This is a genomic window from Actinomadura meyerae (assembly GCF_900188445.1).
GTDB lineage: Bacteria > Actinomycetota > Actinomycetes > Streptosporangiales > Streptosporangiaceae > Spirillospora > Spirillospora meyerae.
Window position 1 is genome coordinate 1 of the sequence record NZ_FZOR01000025.1, and the last position, 17,855, is coordinate 17,855.

At 72.8% G+C, this 17,855-nt stretch carries 17 protein-coding genes; 9 read left to right on the forward strand and 8 right to left on the reverse strand.

The window, feature by feature from the left end:
- Nucleotides 1–250 precede the first annotated feature (250 nt).
- Nucleotides 251–1,018: an endonuclease/exonuclease/phosphatase family protein gene (locus CHF16_RS23780; RefSeq protein WP_179271670.1), complete on the forward strand. Its 768-nt coding sequence runs from the start codon at nt 251–253 to the stop codon at nt 1,016–1,018.
- A 27-nt stretch (nt 1,019–1,045) separates the two neighbouring features.
- Here the strand turns inward: CHF16_RS23780 and CHF16_RS23785 are convergent, their stop codons facing one another.
- Nucleotides 1,046–1,447, reverse strand: coding sequence for a cupin domain-containing protein (locus CHF16_RS23785; protein WP_089328335.1), 402 nt, complete (start codon nt 1,445–1,447; stop codon nt 1,046–1,048).
- A gap of 52 nt (nt 1,448–1,499) precedes the next feature.
- Here CHF16_RS23785 and CHF16_RS23790 point away from each other — a divergent pair, with 52 nt between their 5' ends.
- Nucleotides 1,500–2,531, forward strand: coding sequence for a helix-turn-helix domain-containing protein (locus CHF16_RS23790; RefSeq protein ID WP_179271671.1), 1,032 nt, complete (start codon nt 1,500–1,502; stop codon nt 2,529–2,531).
- Nucleotides 2,532–2,540: 9 nt separating this feature from the next.
- Nucleotides 2,541–3,596, forward strand: a complete 1,056-nt coding sequence (locus CHF16_RS23795) for an MBL fold metallo-hydrolase (RefSeq protein WP_089328336.1) — start codon at nt 2,541–2,543, stop codon at nt 3,594–3,596.
- Here the strand turns inward: CHF16_RS23795 and CHF16_RS23800 are convergent.
- Nucleotides 3,593–4,204 (reverse strand): TetR/AcrR family transcriptional regulator, encoded by a 612-nt coding sequence (locus CHF16_RS23800; protein ID WP_245869093.1) that lies wholly within the window; start codon nt 4,202–4,204, stop codon nt 3,593–3,595. The genes CHF16_RS23795 and CHF16_RS23800 overlap by 4 nt on opposite strands.
- A gap of 90 nt (nt 4,205–4,294) precedes the next feature.
- Here CHF16_RS23800 and CHF16_RS23805 point away from each other — a divergent pair, with 90 nt between their 5' ends.
- The gene (locus CHF16_RS23805) at nt 4,295–5,722 is read left to right on the forward strand and encodes an MDR family MFS transporter (protein WP_089328337.1); all 1,428 of its coding nucleotides are present in this window, start codon (nt 4,295–4,297) and stop codon (nt 5,720–5,722) included.
- A gap of 51 nt (nt 5,723–5,773) precedes the next feature.
- Here the strand turns inward: CHF16_RS23805 and CHF16_RS23810 are convergent, their stop codons facing one another.
- A complete protein-coding gene (locus CHF16_RS23810) occupies nt 5,774–6,433 on the reverse strand; it encodes a GNAT family N-acetyltransferase (protein WP_089328338.1) in 660 nt (219 codons plus the stop codon).
- A 98-nt stretch (nt 6,434–6,531) separates the two neighbouring features.
- Nucleotides 6,532–6,729, reverse strand: a complete 198-nt coding sequence (locus CHF16_RS23815; RefSeq protein WP_089328339.1) for a hypothetical protein — start codon at nt 6,727–6,729, stop codon at nt 6,532–6,534.
- Between the two features lie 120 nt (nt 6,730–6,849).
- Here CHF16_RS23815 and CHF16_RS23820 point away from each other — a divergent pair, with 120 nt between their 5' ends.
- Entirely contained in the window at nt 6,850–8,091 is a 1,242-nt protein-coding gene (locus tag CHF16_RS23820; RefSeq protein WP_089328450.1) for an ROK family transcriptional regulator, read from the forward strand.
- A gap of 35 nt (nt 8,092–8,126) precedes the next feature.
- Here CHF16_RS23820 and CHF16_RS23825 read toward each other — a convergent pair whose 3' ends face one another.
- The 4 genes from CHF16_RS23825 to CHF16_RS23840 form a co-directional block, all read right to left on the reverse strand.
- Nucleotides 8,127–9,641 (reverse strand): serine/threonine-protein kinase, encoded by a 1,515-nt coding sequence (locus CHF16_RS23825; RefSeq protein ID WP_089328340.1) that lies wholly within the window; start codon nt 9,639–9,641, stop codon nt 8,127–8,129.
- Between the two features lie 134 nt (nt 9,642–9,775).
- Entirely contained in the window at nt 9,776–11,533 is a 1,758-nt protein-coding gene (locus tag CHF16_RS23830) for a protein kinase domain-containing protein (RefSeq protein ID WP_089328341.1), read from the reverse strand.
- Between the two features lie 63 nt (nt 11,534–11,596).
- Nucleotides 11,597–12,010, reverse strand: coding sequence for a MarR family winged helix-turn-helix transcriptional regulator (locus tag CHF16_RS23835; protein WP_089328342.1), 414 nt, complete (start codon nt 12,008–12,010; stop codon nt 11,597–11,599).
- Nucleotides 12,011–12,029: 19 nt separating this feature from the next.
- Nucleotides 12,030–13,325, reverse strand: coding sequence for a GH1 family beta-glucosidase (locus tag CHF16_RS23840; RefSeq protein WP_089328343.1), 1,296 nt, complete (start codon nt 13,323–13,325; stop codon nt 12,030–12,032).
- 140 nt (nt 13,326–13,465) lie between these two features.
- Here CHF16_RS23840 and CHF16_RS23845 point away from each other — a divergent pair, with 140 nt between their 5' ends.
- From CHF16_RS23845 to CHF16_RS23860, 4 genes are all read left to right on the forward strand, one after another.
- Nucleotides 13,466–14,089, forward strand: a complete 624-nt coding sequence (locus CHF16_RS23845) for a TetR/AcrR family transcriptional regulator (RefSeq protein WP_089328344.1) — start codon at nt 13,466–13,468, stop codon at nt 14,087–14,089.
- Between the two features lie 115 nt (nt 14,090–14,204).
- Nucleotides 14,205–14,813: an LURP-one-related family protein gene (locus tag CHF16_RS23850; protein WP_245869097.1), complete on the forward strand. Its 609-nt coding sequence runs from the start codon at nt 14,205–14,207 to the stop codon at nt 14,811–14,813.
- Between the two features lie 209 nt (nt 14,814–15,022).
- On the forward strand, nt 15,023–16,129 hold the full coding sequence (locus CHF16_RS23855; protein WP_089328345.1) for a ferritin-like domain-containing protein: 1,107 nt from the start codon (nt 15,023–15,025) through the stop codon (nt 16,127–16,129).
- Nucleotides 16,130–16,433: 304 nt separating this feature from the next.
- Nucleotides 16,434–17,396 carry a hypothetical protein gene (locus CHF16_RS23860; RefSeq protein WP_089328346.1) on the forward strand — a complete coding sequence of 321 codons (963 nt, stop codon included), beginning with the start codon at nt 16,434–16,436 and terminating at the stop codon, nt 17,394–17,396.
- Nucleotides 17,397–17,855 lie beyond the last annotated feature (459 nt).

Sequence of the window (17,855 nt, forward strand, 5' to 3'; positions counted from 1 at the left end):
ATCGCTTTCACGAACTCCACATGGACCTGCGACGCCTGTGGATATGTGGATAACACCCTGACGGTCAGGCTAATTTAACGGCATTGCATCATGGACCACCCGGTTGCGGGCTTCAACGCGAACGGGATAGTCCATCGCGGTTTCTGGCTAGCGAGAAATAATGCAAAATGCGCATTTCTGTGAACAAGCCATCCCGGCGGCCGGGCGCGGGCGGCCGGGAGTCCCGGCGTCGTAGGGTGGCGGCATGGCGATGCGGGACGACGCGCGGCGCATCCGCGTTCTCACCTTCAACACGCTGTTCCGTGACCGCGTGCGGGCCCGCATGGACGCGCTGGCCCGGCTGGTCGACGAGTCGGACTACGACGTCGTCTGCCTGCAGGAGGTGATTTCGCCTCAGGTCCTGGCCCGGTTCCGGCGCGCGACGCCGTCCTTCCCGTTCATGGCGCGCGCCGGGGGATTCCCGCTCGTGCGCGGCGGCCTGGTCACGCTCTCCCGGTGGCCGATCGCCAAAAGCCACTTCCTGCCGTACCGGCTCGCGCGCCCGGCCCGGCAGGAATGGCTGCTGAACAAAGGTGCGCTTTTCACCCGCCTCCGCGTGCCCGGCGGAAGCCTGACGGTGGTGAACACGCACCTTTCCGCGAACCTGGACATGGACTGGTCCCCGTCCAATGCCTATACGAAAGTGGAGCAGTCCGAGCTGGAGCAGCTCGCCGCCGCCATCACGAGGATCGATCCGGCGGAACCGCTGATCGCCGTCGGCGATTTCAACGTCCCCCGCGACACCCGCTATTTCACCGGCTTCGCGTCCGCCGCCGGGCTGGAGGACGCCTTCGGCGGCGGCACGGAGCCCACCTACCGCCCCGAGTGCGCAGACATCGGGGCGATCGACCAGTTCCTCCACAGGCCGGGCCTGAAGGCGGACCCCCGCCTGGTCTTCACCGAGGAGACCCGCCTCCCCGACGGCACGACCGCACACCTGTCCGACCACTACGGCATAGCGGCCACGGTGACGCTCTAACCGCCGTCCCCACGCCGGTCGGATCCCTCAAGCGCCCTGCAGAGGGTGGCCGGTGGTCGCGTCCACCGACTCGGGCACGGACTCGTGGCGGTCGCCCACGCTCAAGGTGCCGGTCGGCTCGAATAGCAGGATCGAGGCGCCGCGCGGCGCGGACGGCTTGTGCTCCACACCGCGCGGGACGACGAACACCGCTCCTCTGGGAAGCGTGACCGTCCGTTCGCCGCCGGGTGCCTCGCGCAGGGCGATGGTGAGTTCGCCGTCAAGGACGAGGAAGAACTCGTCGGTATCATCATGGGCGTGCCAGATGTGGTCGCCCTCGACCTTGGCGACGCGGACGTCGTAGTCGTTCACGCGGGCGACGATGCGCGGGCTCCACAGGTCGGTGAAGGAGTCCAGCGCCGCCGCCAGCTCGATGGGTTCGCTGTTCATGCCCCCACCCTGCGGGGACGCGGCACCTCGCCGTGAGTGCTAGAAATCGCGTATGGCGCAAGGATTCTCGCATCGCGTGGTGATGATCATCGGCGCGGGCTCCAACCCGTTCGAGATGGGCGTGGCCACCGAGCTGTTCGGCCTGCGCCGCCCGGAGCTGGACCGCCCCTGGTACGACTTCGCGCTCTGCGCCCCCGGCGGCGCGGCCGTCATGCACGCGGGGCTGTTCACCATGTCGGGCATCGAGGACCTGCGGGCCGTCGAGCGGGCGGACACGGTGATCGTGCCGAACCGCCCGGACCCCGAGGAGGACCCGGCGCCCGAGGTGCTGGCCGCCGTCCGGGCCGCCGCCGCGCGGGGCGCCCGGCTGGTCGGCCTCTGCACCGGCGCGTTCACGCTGGCGGCCGCGGGCGTCCTCGACGGGCGCCGCGCGACCGTGCACTGGCGCTGGGCCGGGACGTTCCGGGCGCGCTTCCCCCGCGTCCGCCTCGAACCGGACGTGCTGTTCGTCGACGACGGCGACGTCCTGACCTCGGCCGGGAGCGCCGCCGCGCTCGACCTCGGCCTGCATCTGGTGCGCCGCGACCACGGCGCGGAGATCGCGAACGCGGTGAGCCGCCGGCTGGTGTTCGCCGTGCACCGCGACGGCGGCCAGCGCCAGTTCATCGAGCGCCCGATGCCGCGGATCCCGGACGCCTCGCTCGCGCCCCTGCTCGACTGGGCGCGGGAGCGCCTGCACGAGCCGCTGACCGTGCCCGCCCTGGCGGCCCGCGCGGCCGTCAGCCCGGCCACGCTGCACCGCCGCTTCCGCGCCGAGCTCGGCACCACGCCGCTCGCCTGGCTCACCGCCGAGCGGGTGGAGCTGGCCTGCCGGATCATCGAGCGCGGCGAGGAGCGGCTGGACGCGGTGGCTCGCGCGAGCGGACTCGGTACCCCCGCCAACCTGCGCGCCCAGCTGCGCCGCCGCACCGGCCTCAGCCCGTCGGCCTACCGGCAGCGGTTCGCGGTGCAAGAGCACGCGGTGGGAGAGGGCGCGGTGCGAGAGCGCACGATGGGAGAGGGCGCGGCGGGGCGCCGCGGCTAGGCTGGCGGCATGTGCGAGACAGGTGGCGGGCAGGCGGAGGCGTCGGCGTCCATGCCGCGCCCGGCGCCGGGCGCGGCGGTCGATCCGATCGCCCTGGAGCCGGTCGACGAGGTGGAGATCGTCACCCTGGTCGACAACGTCTACGACGCCCTGCTCACCGACGGCGAGCGCGTCCGGCGGGCGGGCGCCGGACTGGGCGCGGTGACCGCGCCGCAGTTCGAGGAGGGCCGGACGTTCGGCGGGATGATCGCCGAGCACGGCTTCTCCGCGCTGGTCACGGTGCGCCGGGGCGGCCGCTCCACCAGCGTGCTGTTCGACACCGGCCTGTCCCCCGACGCGATGGTCACCAACGCCGACCGGCTCGGGCTCGACCTCGGCGGGATCCAGGCCGTCGTGCTCAGCCACGGCCACTTCGACCACGCGGGCGGGCTCGCCGGGCTGGCGGGCAGGCGCGGGGTGCGGTCGCTGCCGATGGTGGTGCACCCCCTCGCCTGGACGCGGCGGCGCCTCGCGCTGCCCGGCCGGGAGCCGGAGGAGCTGCCGACGCTGAGCCCCCGCGCGCTGGCCGGGGAGGGCTTCGAGGTCATCGAGCGCCGCGAGCCGTCCCTCCTGCTGGACGGCAGCGTGCTGATCACGGGCGAGGTCGACCGCACCACCGAGTTCGAGCGGGGCATGCCGCCGCCGCACCAGGCGTGGACGGGGTCGGAGTGGGCGCACGACCCGCTGGTGACCGACGACCAGGCGCTCGTCGTGCACGTCCGCGACCGGGGCCTGGTCGTGCTGACGGGGTGCGGGCACGCGGGCGCGGTCAACATCGTCCGGCACGCGCGGCGGCTGACCGGCGTCGACCGGCTGCACGCGCTCGTCGGCGGGCTGCACCTCGGCGGACCGGCCTTCGAACCGGTCATCCCGCCGACCGTCGCCGCGCTGACCGACCTCGCGCCGAGCCTCGTCGTCCCCGGGCACTGCACCGGCTGGCGCGCCCAGCACGCCCTGGCCTCCGCCCTGCCCGACGCCTGGGTGCAGAGCAGCAGCGGCACGACGTACACCCTGTCCGCCGCCTAGCCTTCCTGGTAGCGGGCGAGCAGGGGGAGGAACAGCTCGTCCACGATGGCGTTGATGCGCGCGTCCGGGACGGGTTCGAACGTCATGAGCATGTCGTGGCGCAGCAGGTCGAACGGCATGGAGAGCACCGAGTCGGGGACGCGGTCGGGGTCGATCTCGCCGCGCTCGACCGCGTGCCGGTAGACCTCCCGTGACCAGGGCGGCTCCGTGCCGAGGAGCTGCTCGCGCAGTTCGGCCGGGGTGGTGCCGGCCTCGGTGAACAGGCCGCCGAACTGCGCACCGATCATGGCGGCGAGCTCGCTGCGCCGCTGGGTCGCCGACCGCATCAGCGCGATGAGGTCATCGCGCAGGTTCCCGGTGTCCGGGACGGCGACCGGATGGGTCTCCCGCCGGTGCCGGATGGCCGCGACCGCCAGTTCGCTCCGGCCCGGCCACCGCCGGTAGAGGACGGCCCGGCTGGTGCCCGCGCGGGCCGCGACGCGCTCCATCGTCAGCGCCGCGTAGCCGGATTCGAGCAGCTCGTCCCAGGCGGCGCGCAGCAGCGCGTCCTCCAGGGCCTTGCCCCGCCGCCGCCGACTCGGCTCCTCCGCCACCGTGTCCTCCGCCACCGTGTCCTCCGTTAAGAGTCACTTGTGTTTCTTAACGTGGTAGCCTACCGTGCAGATAAGAAACACTGATGACTCTTATTGGGGGATGCCATGGGGGAGCGTCTCGACCCGAAGGTGCTCAGGACCGCCGGCGTGCTGATCGCCGGCATCCTGGCCGTCGTCTTCGACACCACGATCGTCGGGGTCGCGCTGCACGATCTGGCGGCCGACCTGCACGCCTCGGTCGCCACCATCCAGTGGGTCACCACCGCCTACCTGCTCGCGCTCGGCATCACCGTCCCGCTGAGCACCTGGGCGATGGCCCGGTACGGCGGCAAGCGCGTGTGGATCTTCTCGCTGGCGGTGTTCCTGGCCGGGTCCCTGGCGTCCAGCGCCGCCTGGGACGCCCCGGCCCTGATCGCCGGGCGGGTCGTCCAGGGCATCGGCGGCGGGCTGATGCTGCCGGTGATGACCACCCTGGTCGTCCGCGCCGCGGGCGGCCGGCTGCTCGGCCGCACCACGGCGGTCATCGCGCTGCCCGCCCTGCTCGGCCCGATCCTCGGCCCGCTGGCGGGCGGCGCGATCCTCGCGCACCTCGGCTGGCGGTGGATGTTCTGGGTGAACATCCCGTTCGGCGTCGCCGGCATCTGGCTGGCCGCGCGGTTCCTCGACCGCGACGACCCGTCCGGCCGCCCCCGCCTGGACGTCCCCGGGCTGGCCCTGCTCGCGCCCGGCCTGGCCGCGACCATCTTCGGCCTCTCCGAGGCCGCCTCCAAGGGCTTCGCGGACCTCGGCGCGCTGGCCCCGCTGATCATCGGCGTCGGCCTCGTCGCGGGCTTCGCCGCCTACGCGCTGCGCCGCACCGACCCGCTCGTGGACGTCCGCCTGTTCGCCCACCGCCCGACGGTGTCGGCCTCGACCGTGCTGTTCTTCTCCGGCTTCGCCCTGTACGGCGCGCTCCTGCTGCTGCCGCTCTTCTTCCAGCAGGTCCGGGGCGCCACGGCCCTCGACGCCGGGCTCGCACTCGTCCCGCAGGGCATCGGCACGCTCCTCAGCCGCTCCCTCGCGGGCAGCCTCACCGACCGCCTCGGCGCCCGCCCGATCACCGTCGCCGGCTTCCTCGTCGTGGGCGCCGCCACCGTCCCCTTCGCCTTCGCCGACGCCCACACGAGCACGTGGACGCTCGCCGGATGGCTGCTCCTGCGCGGCATCGGCCTGGGCGCCGTCACCGTCCCCGTCATGGCCGTCGCGTACCTGGGCCTGGACCGCGAAGCGGTCGCCCACGCCAGCGTCCTGATCCGCGTGGCCCAGCAGATCGGCGGGTCCTTCGGCACGGCGGTCCTGGCGGTGATCCTGGCGCACGTCATGGGCACCGGCCACCCGGAGGACGCCTTCCACCAGGCGTTCTGGTGGGCCGCCGCGTTCGCCGGGGTCGCCGCGGTGCTGGCCCTGCTGCTCCCCGGCAGGGCCGCCGTCCAGCAGGCCGTCCCCGATGCGGCCGAGCCCGCACCGCCGACCCCCGTCCGCGAAGCACGGTGAGCCCTGCGGCAGGCGTCGGCGGTGGGCCGCGCCACGCGTCCAGCAGCGCGGTCAGGGGGTCGTGGGCTCCGGGACGCCGAACATGGGGAGGCACGGTGCGAGGCCCTCGATGGTGACGGGGACGGTGGCGTGCTTCTCCCAGTCCGCGCGCGTGAGGCGCACGTGGTGTTCGGTGGTCGCCACCCCGCGCACGACCTGGCGTCCAATGCCGTTCTCGGCGTAGCCGAGCTTGCGCGACACCGCGCGGGACGCGTGATTGTCCTCGAAGGCGGTGGACAGGGCCTCCTCGGCGCCGAGGCCGGCGAACGCCAGGTGCAGGACGGCGGCCCTCATCTCGGTGCCGATCCCCTGCCCTTGGTGGCGCATCCCGAGCCACGAGCCGCTCTGCACCTGCCGCAGGACGGCCAGGTCGCGGGCCCGGAGGTCCTGCTGGCCGACGACCTCGCCGGCGTGGAAGACGCTGAGGTTGAGCTGCCAGTCGCCGGGCGACCAGCGTCCGAGCGTCTCCCAGTGGTGCTGGACGACGCCCCGGGCGATGTCGGCGGGCGGCCGGTCGGTCCACGGCACCGCGAACGGCATCGTGTCCGGCGCGTGGACGCCCTCCACCGCGGCGTCCGCGAGGGCGCCGAGTTCCTCCGGGGACGGCAGCCGCAGTTCGAGGCGCGGTGTCCTCAGCCGGAGCCCGAGAAGCGGGAAATGGTCGACCAGCATCCACCCACGATGCCGGGCCCGGCCGCGCGGCCGCATCCGGTTTTCGCGGTGCGCGTCAGAACGGTGCGCGTCAGAAGGTGCGCGTCAGGAGGTGCGCGTCAGAAGCCCAGCAGGAGGAAGACGATGCCGCCGACGACATGGGCGAGCACGGTCAGGACTAGGACGGCGACGAACAGGTTCTTCGCGGTCGGGTGGTCGAAGTGGGAGCCGGGGCGGCCGCGGTCCGCCGAGCGTGCCTCGGCCTGCCGTTCCAGCTCGTCCAGTGACGGCAGGAAGGACGGTCGCTTCAGAGCCATCGGTCACTGTCCTTCCAGGTCAAGGGGGCGGTGCTCGTCATCTGTTCCAACGCCCGGGCGACCCGGTTCTCATCCCGGCCGCGCTGGGACCGGGGAGGCGCCTTGGGTAGCGTGGACGGCATGTCCTCCCCTCTCCTGCCGGGTGCCACCGGCCCCGCGCGGCGGGCGTCGCAGCCGACGCGGCGGCGCAACGCCGGGGCCGTGCTGCGGGAGGTGCACCGGGACGGGGCGGTGTCGCGCACCGAGCTGGCCGAGCGGATGGGCGTCAACCGCAGCACGATCCTCACGCTGATCGCGAAGCTGGCCGAGACCGGGCTGGTGCGGGAAGAGCCGGCCGCCGCGACGGGCCGCGCCGGCCGGCCGTCGCTGGTCGTCCGCGCGGCGAGCGAGCGGGCGTACGTGCTGGCCTTCGACGTCGCCGTGGACCGGCTCACCGCCGCCCGGGTCGGGCTCGGCGGGACGCTGCTGGAGCGCCGGGAGGCGCCGCGCCGCCGCGGCGAGGACGACCTCGACGAGGTGGTCGGCGCCCTCGCCGAGTTCGGCCGCGCACTGGTGGCCGCCGCGCCCGAGGGAGCCGAGTGCGCCGGCGTCGGCATGTCGTACTGCGGCCTGGTCGGGGCCGCCGACGGCAAGGTGCGGCTGGCGCCCACCATGGGCTGGACGGACCTCGACGTCGGTCCGGCGCTCGCCCGGCGGCTCGGGCTGGGGCTGCCGGTGGCGGTCGGGAACGAGGCCCATCTCGGCGCGCTGGCCGAGTACGAGCGCGGCGCGGGCGCCGGCAGCCGGAACCTCGTCTACCTGCACGGCGATGTCGGCGTGGGCGGCGGCATCATCGTCGGCGGCCGGCTGCTGGACGGCGACGAGGGCTACGCCGCCGAACTCGGCCACATGATCGTCAACCCGTACGGGGGGCGGCCCTGCAACTGCGGTTCCCGCGGCTGCCTGGAGGCGGAGGTCGGCGAAGCGGCGCTGCTGGAGGCCGCCGGACGCGCCGGCGGGCCGGTCGGCCGGGACGGCGTGCGGGCGGTCGTCGCGGCGGCCGAGCGGGGCGACCCGGCCGCACGGGAGGCCCTGGACCGGGTCGGCGGCTGGCTCGGCATCGGCGTGGTCAACCTGATCAACCTGTTCAACCCCGGCGTCGTCGTCTTCGGGGGCATGCTGAGCGAGCTCTACCGGGGCGCGGCGGCGCAGGTCGAGGCCCGCGTCCGGACGAGCGGCCTGCCGGTGTCCCGGGAGCGCGTCGCGCTCCGCACCGCCGCGCTCGGCTACGACGCGACGCTGGTGGGCGCCGCGGAGCTGGGCTTCGCCGCGCTGATGGACGATCCGCTGGGCACGCTCGGCGCCGAACCGGCGAGCGCGTAGGCCCGGACGGCTCGTCCGCCGCGGGCCTGGGAAGGTCAGCCGTTGCCGCCCCAGTGCGGGCCGCTGTACCGCAGGAGGACGCCTTCGAGCTCGCGCCGGGAGCCCTTGATCCGGTGGACGGGCATGACGACGATCCAGCCCGACTTCCGTTCCAGGTAGCAGAGCATCATGCGCGGCCCCCGGGGCGGCGGATGACCGGTACCGGGTCCGGGGGAGATGCAGAGCGACCATCCGGAGGGCGAGTCCGCGCGGCGGACCGTCACGCGGCCGATCCCGTGCCACGGGTAGCGGACGAGCCTGCCCTGGAACCGGACCTGGATGCCGTTCTGGCTGATCTCCAGGTCGCACGGGCTCACCAGCTCCCGGATGAGGGGGACGAGCCAGATCACCGGCGTGCGGATCATCGCGATGGCCACCACGCAGAGCACCGCGAGGACCAGAGCGAGAAGCACGCGGTCACCGCTGTTCGACAGGCTCCCCAAGCCCATCAGGGTGAGGATGCCGAAGGCGATGCCGAGGACGAACAGCAGGGAATGCCCGACCAGCGCGAGCACGACGGGAAACCTGTTCCCGGTGAACGCCACGGGCGGGAGATGGGGGACGGCCTGCGGACCGGGCCACGGCGTGTGACCGGAGGAGGGCGTGTGACCGGAGGAGGGCGTGTGACCGGAGAAGGAGGTGGCGGATACAGGACGGGTGCCGGGTGCGGGATAGCGGGTCAGCATCTCCTGGACGGGCGGCGGTAACCAGGCGTCGCTCCGGCCGGCCGCCGACAGCGCCTCCAGCAGTTCCGCCGGCTTCGGGCGCGCCGCCGGGTCCTTGGCGAGGCAGCGCGCGACGATCCCCCGGATGGGGTCGGGCAGGCCGTCCAGCGAGGGCTCCTTGTGGACGACCCGGTAGACCAGCGCCTCCGACGGCCCCTCGCCGAACGGCCGCACCCCCATGACGTGAGCGAGGACGGCGCCGAGGGCGAACACGTCGCAGGCGGGCGCGACCGTCCCCTCGGACAGCAGTTCCGGTGCCATGAACCCGGGCGTTCCGGCATGCCCGGTGACACCGGACGCGTCCACGGCGCGCGCGATGCCGAAGTCGATGACGCGCGGGCCGTCCGAGGCGAGCAGGACGTTCGAGGGCTTGAGGTCGCGGTGCACGACGCCGACCGCGTGGATGGCCTCCAGGGCCTCCGCCAACCCGGCCCCCAGCACGAGGGCTGACTCCAGCGGGAACGGCCCGTGCTCGGCGAGGGCGGCGGCGAGCGACGGTCCGGGCACGTAGGCCGTGACCAGCCAGGGGATGTCGGCGTCCGCGTCGGCGTCGACGACCGGGGCGGTGTGGAAGCCGCCGACCTGGCGCGCCGCCTCGACCTCGCGTTTGAAGCGGCGCCGGAACTCGGCGTCGGAGGCCAGCCCCGGATGGACGAGCTTCACCGCCACCGGGCGCCCGCCGGGGGACGAGCCGAGGAACACCTGCCCCATCCCGCCCGCGCCCAGCCGGGCCGACAGCGCGTACCGGCCGACCGTTCGAGGATCTCCAGGTCGCAGGTCCTCCACCGCGGCTCCCTGCCATCCGATGTTCACGTTTCCGCTCGCCGGGCGAGCCGGTCGCCAGTAAAACGGACCGTCACGCCGTCTGGCGGGTCATGGGACGCAGAAGCGGTGAATCGGGGAAGGCATGTACAGGCGGGCTACGCCGCCGACGTGGTGAATGCGGTGATCGTGACCTTCTGCTTGGGTGGGCCGTCATCGCCGCTCTCCGTGCCCTTCCCGGCGACCCGGTCGATGATGTCCAGCCCGGACGTGACGTGCCCGAAGACGGGGAAGGAGTGGGCGAGGTCCGGTGCGTCCCCGTAGAGGATGAAGAACTGGCTGCTGTTGGGGCCGTTGACCGCGTTCGCCATGGCCACGGTGCCTCTGACGTAGGGCGGGGCCGTGTTCTCGTTCTCGAAGGTGTAGGACGCGCCTCCGGCTCCGGTCCCGGTCGGGTCGCCGCATTGGAGGACCTTGAGGCTGGGGTTCGTCGTCAGGCGGTGGCACGACGTGCGGTTGTAGAAGCCCTGCTTCGCCAGGAAGGCCAGCGAGTTCACCGTGCAGGGCGCCGCAGGGTCGAGTTCCAGTTCCAGGTCGCCCAGGTTGGTCTTGATGGTGGCCTTGGTGGGGAGCCCCACCGGGTTGACCGGCGGCGTCCCGACGAACTTCACCTGGTCGCTCGACGAGGGCGGGTAGCTGCACTTCCCTCCGCCGGCGCCCGTCGTCTGCGCGACCGGCTTGCCGCTCTCCGAATCGCCCGGCTTCTTCCTGCCGGGATCGTCGCCGTCGTTCAGCAGGATCGCGGTGGTGAGCGCGCCCGCCACCAGCAGCACTCCGGCCGCCGCGGCACCGGCGACCAGCAGCGGGCGCCTGCTCCGTCCCTGCGCCGGACGGGTGGTCCCGGGGGCGGGGAAGCCCGGAGGCGGCCCGACGGGCCCCCGGGGGGCCGCTCCCCCGCCGAACGGAGGCGCGGGCGCGGCCGGCGGCGCGAACGGGCCGGGAGGAGGCGGCGGTGCGGTCGGCCCGGCGCTCGGCTCGGCGGTCTGCACGGCACCGGCCGGGCGGGTGGCGGCGGAGCTGCCCTCGGCCAGGAGGTTCGCGTCCGGGCCGATGCCGAGGAGCCGCTGGAGCACCTGCGTGGCGGTGAGCCGGTCCGCCGGGTCCTTGGCCAGGCAGGCCGTCACCAGGTCGCGGAGCCGCTCGGTCAGCGCCCCGAGGTCCGGCTCCGCGTACAGGACGCGCTGCATGATCGCGGGGACGGTGTCGCCGCCGAACGGCGGCGCCCCGTTGGCGGCGAACACCATCGTGCAGGCCCACGCGAACATGTCCACCGGCGCGCCGCCGGACGAGCCCGACACCTGCTCGGGCGCCATGTAGGCGGGGGTGCCGACGGCGCCGGTCATGGTGGCGGACGTGGCGTCCAGCGGCCGGGCGATGCCGAAGTCGATGACCTTCGGGCCGTCCGGGCCGAGCAGCACGTTGGCGGGCTTGAAGTCGCGGTGGACGACGCCCGCCTCGTGGATGGCGGCCAGCGCGGTCGCGGTGCCGATCGCCAGCCGCACCTGCTCGTCGGGGGACGCGGTGCCGCGCTCGGCGACCAGGTCCTTCAGCGACGGTCCGTCGACGTACTCGGTGATGATGTGCGGCGGGTCGTCGTCGGCGGTGGCGGCGAGGATGCGGGCGGTGCAGAAGGGGGCGACGCGCCGGGCCGCGTCGAGCTCCCGCTCGAAGGCGGTGCGGGCCCGCGGGTCCCGGCCGAAGTCGGCGTGCAGCAGCTTCACGGCGACGCGCTGCCCGGTCTCGTCCGACTCGCCCAGGTAGACGGTGCCCTGGGCGCCCTCGCCGATCCGGGCGGTGAGCCGGTACCCGGCCACCTCGCGCGGGTCGTTGGCACGCAACGGGCGGCTTTCCGGCATCCCCTACCTCCCCGACGAAAACGGAGGGAGAAGACTATCCAGGAGCCGCGTCCGGGCGGGCGGTCAGTCCGTCCCGCCGATGCGCAGGAGCAGGTCGAGGAGGGCGTCCCGCTCGTCCTCCCGCAGCGGGGCGAACAGCTCGGCGAGGGCCTCGTCGGCGACGGCGCTCCCGGCCGCCAGGACCTTCTCGCCGGCGGGCGTCAGCCGGTGCTCGATGCTCCGGCCCGCGCCGGGGCGCCGGTCGATGAGGCCCTGGGCGCCGAGGCGCCCGGCGAGGGTGCCGAACGCCTGCTCGCTCTGGAACGTCTCCGCGGCGAGCGCCCGCGCGGACGCGCCCGGGGAACGGCTGATCGCCCGCAGCGCGTCCCACTGCGCCAGCGTTGTGCCGACGCTCGCGAGCCGGCCGTCGAGCGCCCTGTGGTGCCGGTGCTGGGCCCGCCTGAGCGCTCGACCGAGGGCTTGTCCTTCGACGGCCATACGCCCAGCGTAGAACCGGTCAGGACGACGCTATGAGATCCCGGTACCAGGCGTAGGACTTCTTTGGGGTGCGCTTCTGCGTCTCATAGTCGACGTGGACGAGGCCGAAGCGGGGGTGGTAGCCCTCGGACCATTCGAAGTTGTCCAGCAGCGACCACGCGAAGTAGCCGCGGATGTCGATGCCCTCGTCGATGGCGGTGCGCATGGCCTTGATGTGGGCGTCCAGGAACTCGATGCGGGACGAGTCGTCCACCGTGCCGTCCGCGCCGACCTCGTCGGGGAACGAGCATCCGTTCTCCGTGATGTAGAGCGGCGGCAGGTCGTAGCGGGCGTCGAGCGTGCGGAGCAGCGACAGGAACGCGTCCGGGACGATCGGCCAGCCCATGCCGGTCGTCGGATACTCGGTGATGTCGACCATGTCGAACGGCAGCGGGCCCTCGGACGGCGTCGCCAGCCGCGTCGGCTGGTAGTAGTTCACGCCGAGGAAGTCGATGGGCGAGGCGATGACGGACAGGTCCGCCGACCGGATGTACGGCGCGTCCCCCATGAGGTCCGGATAGCGCCCGAGGAGCACGGGGTCGGTGAACAGCCGGTTCATGAACGCGTCGAACGCGTCGGCGGCGGGCTGGTCGGCGGGCGTCGCGGCCCACGCCGGGGAGTAGTGGTTCGTCAGCCCGACGGCGCGGGCGTTGCGGCTGCGCAGCGCGGTGACGGCGAGGCCGTGCGCGAGGAGCTGGTGGTGCGCGGTGGGGAGGGCGTCCATCAGCAGGGCCTTGCCGGGCGCGTAGACCGCGAACGCGTAGCCGTAGGCCGTGACGACCACGGGCTCGTTCAGAGTTATCCACATGTCCACGCGGTCCGCGAGCCGCTCGGCGGCCAGGTAGGAGAATTCGGCGAACCGGTAGGCGGTGTCGCGTTCCAGCCAGCCGCCGGCGTCTTCGAGCGGCTGCGGGAGGTCCCAGTGGTAGAGGGTGGCGGCGGGCGAGATCCCGGCGGCGAGCAGGCCGTCCACGAGCCGGTCGTAGAAGTCCAGGCCCTTGGCGTTGACGGGTCCGCTCCCGGACGGCTGCACGCGCGGCCACGCGATGGAGAACCGGTAGGCGCCGACGCCGAGGCCCGACATCAGCGCGACGTCCTCCGGCCACCGGTGGTAGTGGTCGCAGGCGACGTCGCCGGTGTGGCCGTCCCGGACGCGTCCGGGCGTGTGCGCGAAGGTGTCCCAGGTGGACGGTCCCCTCCCGTCCTCGTCCACCGCGCCCTCGATCTGGTAGGCGGCGGTGGCGACGCCCCAGCGGAAGCCCTCCGGCAGACCCATCGCGATCCTCTCCCCAAAATGCGAATAGCCTTCGGATGTTAGTGGCGGGGTGGTGCGCGCGGAAGACTCCGGTGGCCCCGGGGTGGTGAACGGCCTGGCGGTCCATGCGGGGCATGCCCCCGGTCGGGGACAATGGCCGGGTGACCGAGATCCGGACCCCGCTCCGCCGCCGTCCCGCCCAGCGCCGCAGCGCCGAACGCGTCCAGCGGATGCTCGACGCCTGCGCGGACATCCTCGACGAGGACGGCTACGACGGCCTCACCACGACGCGCATCGCCCAGCGCGCCGAGGTGGCGATCGGCTCGGTGTACCAGTTCTTCCCGGACAAGCGCGCCGTGGCGCAGGCCCTCGCCCTGCGCAACCTGGAGGAGTTCGGCGACCGCATCTCCGCGCGGCTCGCCGAGGGCGGGTTCGGCGACTGGTCCGACACGGTCGGCGCCATCATCGAGATCTTCGTCGAGATGCACCGCACCGTCCCGGGCTTCCGCGTGCTGCGCTTCGGCGACGTCGCCGACGTCAACCTGCTCGACTCCGACGCCGACAACAACGCCGTCGTCGCCGACCGGCTCCGCCGCATGATCGTGGACACCTTCGACGTCCGGGACACCCCCGGCCTCGCCACCGCGCTCGCCATCGCGGTCGAGGCCGGTGACGCCGTGCTGAAGATGGCCTTCCGCCGCAGCCCGGACGGCGACCCCGAGATCGTGGCCGAGGCCGAGCGCATGATCCATGCCTACCTCGCGTCCCATATCCGGCACTCCTGAGCGCCATCGCCCCCTCTCCCCGGGCACCAAAGGCGTAGGCGTCCCCCACTCCCGGAAAAACCGGGATGTGCGGGACTCGCTGTGGCAGACTCCCACCGCACAAGCGACAGAACGGGTGAGTCCGCTGGACGAAGAGAGACTGCAGGCGCAGAACAGGCTGCTGATCCGGCAGCGGGTGCGCCTGATGGTGAACCAGTACGAGGTGCACGCCGAGGCCCCCGGTGGCGGGGAGGGCGAGCTGCTGGCCTTCGCGCAGCAGAAGCGGCTGGCGTTCAAGGAGCAGGTCACCCTGTACTCGGACGACACCAAGACGCGTCCGATCCTCGGCTTCAAGGCGCGCAAGCGGATCGACCTCGCGTCCGCCTACGACGTCACGGACGCGCACGGGCAGCCGATCGGCGTCTTCCGCAAGGACTTCAAGAAGTCGCTGCTGGCCTCCACCTGGCATCTGGAGCAGCCGGGCCTCGGCGTGACCACGGGCAGCGAGCGCAACAAGTTCGTGGCGGTGCTGCGGCGCGTCTGGCAGATCATCCCGTACGTGGACAGCCTGCCGTTCGCCTGGCCGTACCACTTCGACTTCTACGCGGGCGACCAGGTCGTCTTCTCGGTGGAGAAGAAGTTCGGGTTCCGCGACCGCTACACCGTCGACATCAAGGACCCGCGCCTCGACCGGCGGCTCGTCATCGCGCAGGCCGTCGGCCTGGACGCCCTCCAGTCGCGCTGACCCGCCGACCCGCCGACCGGCGCGCCCGGCTCCGAGCTCTCCCGTCGCCCGCATCTCCCCGGGGAGGTGCGGGCGACGGCTTTCGCGGCGCGTTCCGCCGGGGGCCCTGGCCTCCCCGAGCTTTACATGTTACGAAGGTATGTAAAGCCGTGGGCGGTGCACGCACGCGTCGCGATGGCGCGGCGCAACGCCTGGAGGAGGATCCCCCCGTGAGTTCCTTTGACCTCTACTCCACCCCGGTCCCGACCGAGACGTGGAACGTCCCCATGGCGGGCGATGCCCGCTTCACCTGGGAGTACGACGACGGGCGCGACCGGCTGCTGAGCCTGTACCAGAAGGGGAAGGACAAGCAGTGGGACGCGCAGAAGCGCATCGACTGGGACCTTGAGGTCGACCCCCTCAACGTCGCCGGCCTGCCGGAGAACTTCAACCCGCTCCACGGGTCCGACATCTGGGAGAAGATGTCGCAGAAGGAGCGCGACGAGTTCGGCCGCCACCAGGGGTCGTGGCTGTTCAGCCAGTTCCTGCACGGCGAGCAGGGCGCGCTGAACGTGTCGGCGCGGATCGTCCAGTCCGTCCCCGACCTGGACTCGAAGTTCTACGCCGCGACCCAGACGATGGACGAGGCGCGGCACGTCGAGCTGTACACGAAGTTCCTGCACGAGAAGATCGGGATGTACTACCCGATCAACCAGGACCTGGCGAAGCTGCTCGCCGAGTCGCTGGAGGACAGCCGCTGGGACCTGCCCTACCTCGGCATGCAGGTCCTCATCGAGGGCCTCGCGCTCGCCGCGTTCGGGCTGTACCGCGACATGTCGACGAACCCGCTGGTGAAGCAGCTGCTCGCGTACGTCATGCAGGACGAGGCGCGGCACGTCGCGTTCGGGCGGCTCGCGCTCAAGGACTACTACGCCGAGCTCACCGAGAAGGAGCGGGCCGAGCGCGAGGAGTTCGTCGTCGAGGGCTGCTACCTGATGCGCGACCGCTTCAAGGGGCGCGAGATCTTCGAGACGCTCGACATGCCGGTCGAGAAATGCATGGAGTACGTCGACAACTCCGATATGTACACCCTCTATCAGTCGCTGCTGTTCAGCCGGATCGTGCCGTGCGTGCGGGACGTGGGCCTGTGGGGCGACAAGGTGCAGGCGGCCTATCGGGACATGGGCGTTCTCGACAACGCCAAGGCCGACCTGGAGGCGCTGATGAGGCAGGACGAGGAGATCGCCGAGAAGGTCGACGAGGAGCGCTACGCGGCGGAGGTCGCGGCGCGCAAGGAGGAGGTCGACGAGGCCATCTCGCTCGGCGCGGCCGAGTAGCCGGGACCGAGTAGCCGGGACAAGGGAGCCGGACCCGGTGACCAGAACGGGGAGAAGGCGGGGGCGCGCGGCGCCCCCGCCTTCTCCTATGTCGGAAATTGTCACCCTTTGGCAGATCGGGCGCGGCCGCGCATCGATTTCGGAGATCTCTCTGCCGTTTACCAATTGATTCTCGAATCGGCCGTGCGCGCCTTCTCGTTGTACTAACGTCCCCGCTCGACGGTGCGCCGAATTCGCCGGACCGGCGGGCGCACATCGCGCACATCGCACGTGCAGGGTCAAGCCGGAAAACCGGGGGGAAACAATGAACCGATCAGCCAAGGGCCTGCTGGGCGCCGCCGTCGTCGCTCCGTTCGCCGCCGTGCTCGCGGTCGCGGCGGCGCCCGCGAACGCGCACACGGCGGCGGAGGCGGCACCGGGCCCGTCCACCGCGCTCCTCTACGACGCGGCCGCCGCGGCCCACCCGGTCACCCGGGCGCTCCCGGACACCGCCGTGCGGACCGGCGGGCAGGCCGCCGAGGGCGCGACGGGCACCGTGGACGGCGCCCTGCGCGACGCTCCGGGCGCCTTCCGCGCCGCGCCCGCCGCCGCCCGGTGCAAGCTGAAGCCGGGCAAGACCGTCAACGACAAGGCCGGGACGAAGCTGCCCGAGACCTCGCTGCCGGTGGCCGGCCAGTCGCTCGGCCTGCCGCGGGGCGACTGCCTCGGCGCCGTGCGCCGGACGGCCGCGGCGCCGGCGGAGTCCGGCGGACCGGGCGGCGGGGGCCTGCTGGGCGACATCGGCGACACGCTCGCCGGCGGTACCCGCGGTACCCTCCCGGACACGACCCTGCCGGGTGCGCGCGCCGCCGGCGCGCCGGTGAGCATGGCCGCGCCGGGCGGGCTGGACGACACGGTGCCCCTCGACGTCCCGAACGTGCCGGCCGAGCTCGCCGCCGCGCGCCCGGCCGGCCTGCCGGTCGGCTCGCTGCTCTTCCCGCCGCGCTACCGCTACGCCGCGCCGGTGCCGTCCGACGTCGTGGGGCAGGCCGGCGACACCGTCGGCGAGGCCGGCGCGAAGCTCGACCGGCCCCGGCAGAACGTCGGCAGCGTTCTGAACGTGCTCAAGGCCGAGGATGCCGGCGCGCGCCGCGCCGGCGGCCCGGGGCCGCGCCCGGCGTCCGGCCCGCTGGAGAACGGCCCCGACGCCGACCCGGTGTCCATGCTGCTCGGGGGGCTCACGCAGAGCGGCCTGCCCGTCGGCGCACCCGGGCTGCCCATCGGGTGACACGCGACCCCTTCCAGCAACGCGCTCGGGGCGTTCCGCGGATGCGATCGGCATCCATGGGACGCCCCTTTCGTGCTGTTCGGGCACGGTCGCCAGGTGCTCCGGAACGGTTGTTATCTGCCCGAGATACCCGGTCGAGAGAGGGTAAAGACGATCTACAAACAGCGTGACCGCGTGAAGTTGATCGACTCCGCAGCGCAAAGAGTCGGGTGACAAACCCCACAAACCAGGGCCCTACGTCTTGATTCACACGAGACACAACGTACGGTCAAGGACTTGTGCGGCGCTTTAGTGATCAAAAGTGAAGAAGCATTTCCCGCCGCACCTGCCGGACGCCGGACCGCGATGACGCGGACGCGCCCCTGAGAGCGGCGCGGAGAGACGGGACGGGCGAGCGCGCCCGCCGGCGGCGGAGGACTCGGGGGACGGGAAGGTCGCCTGAGCGCGCCGTGAGATGAG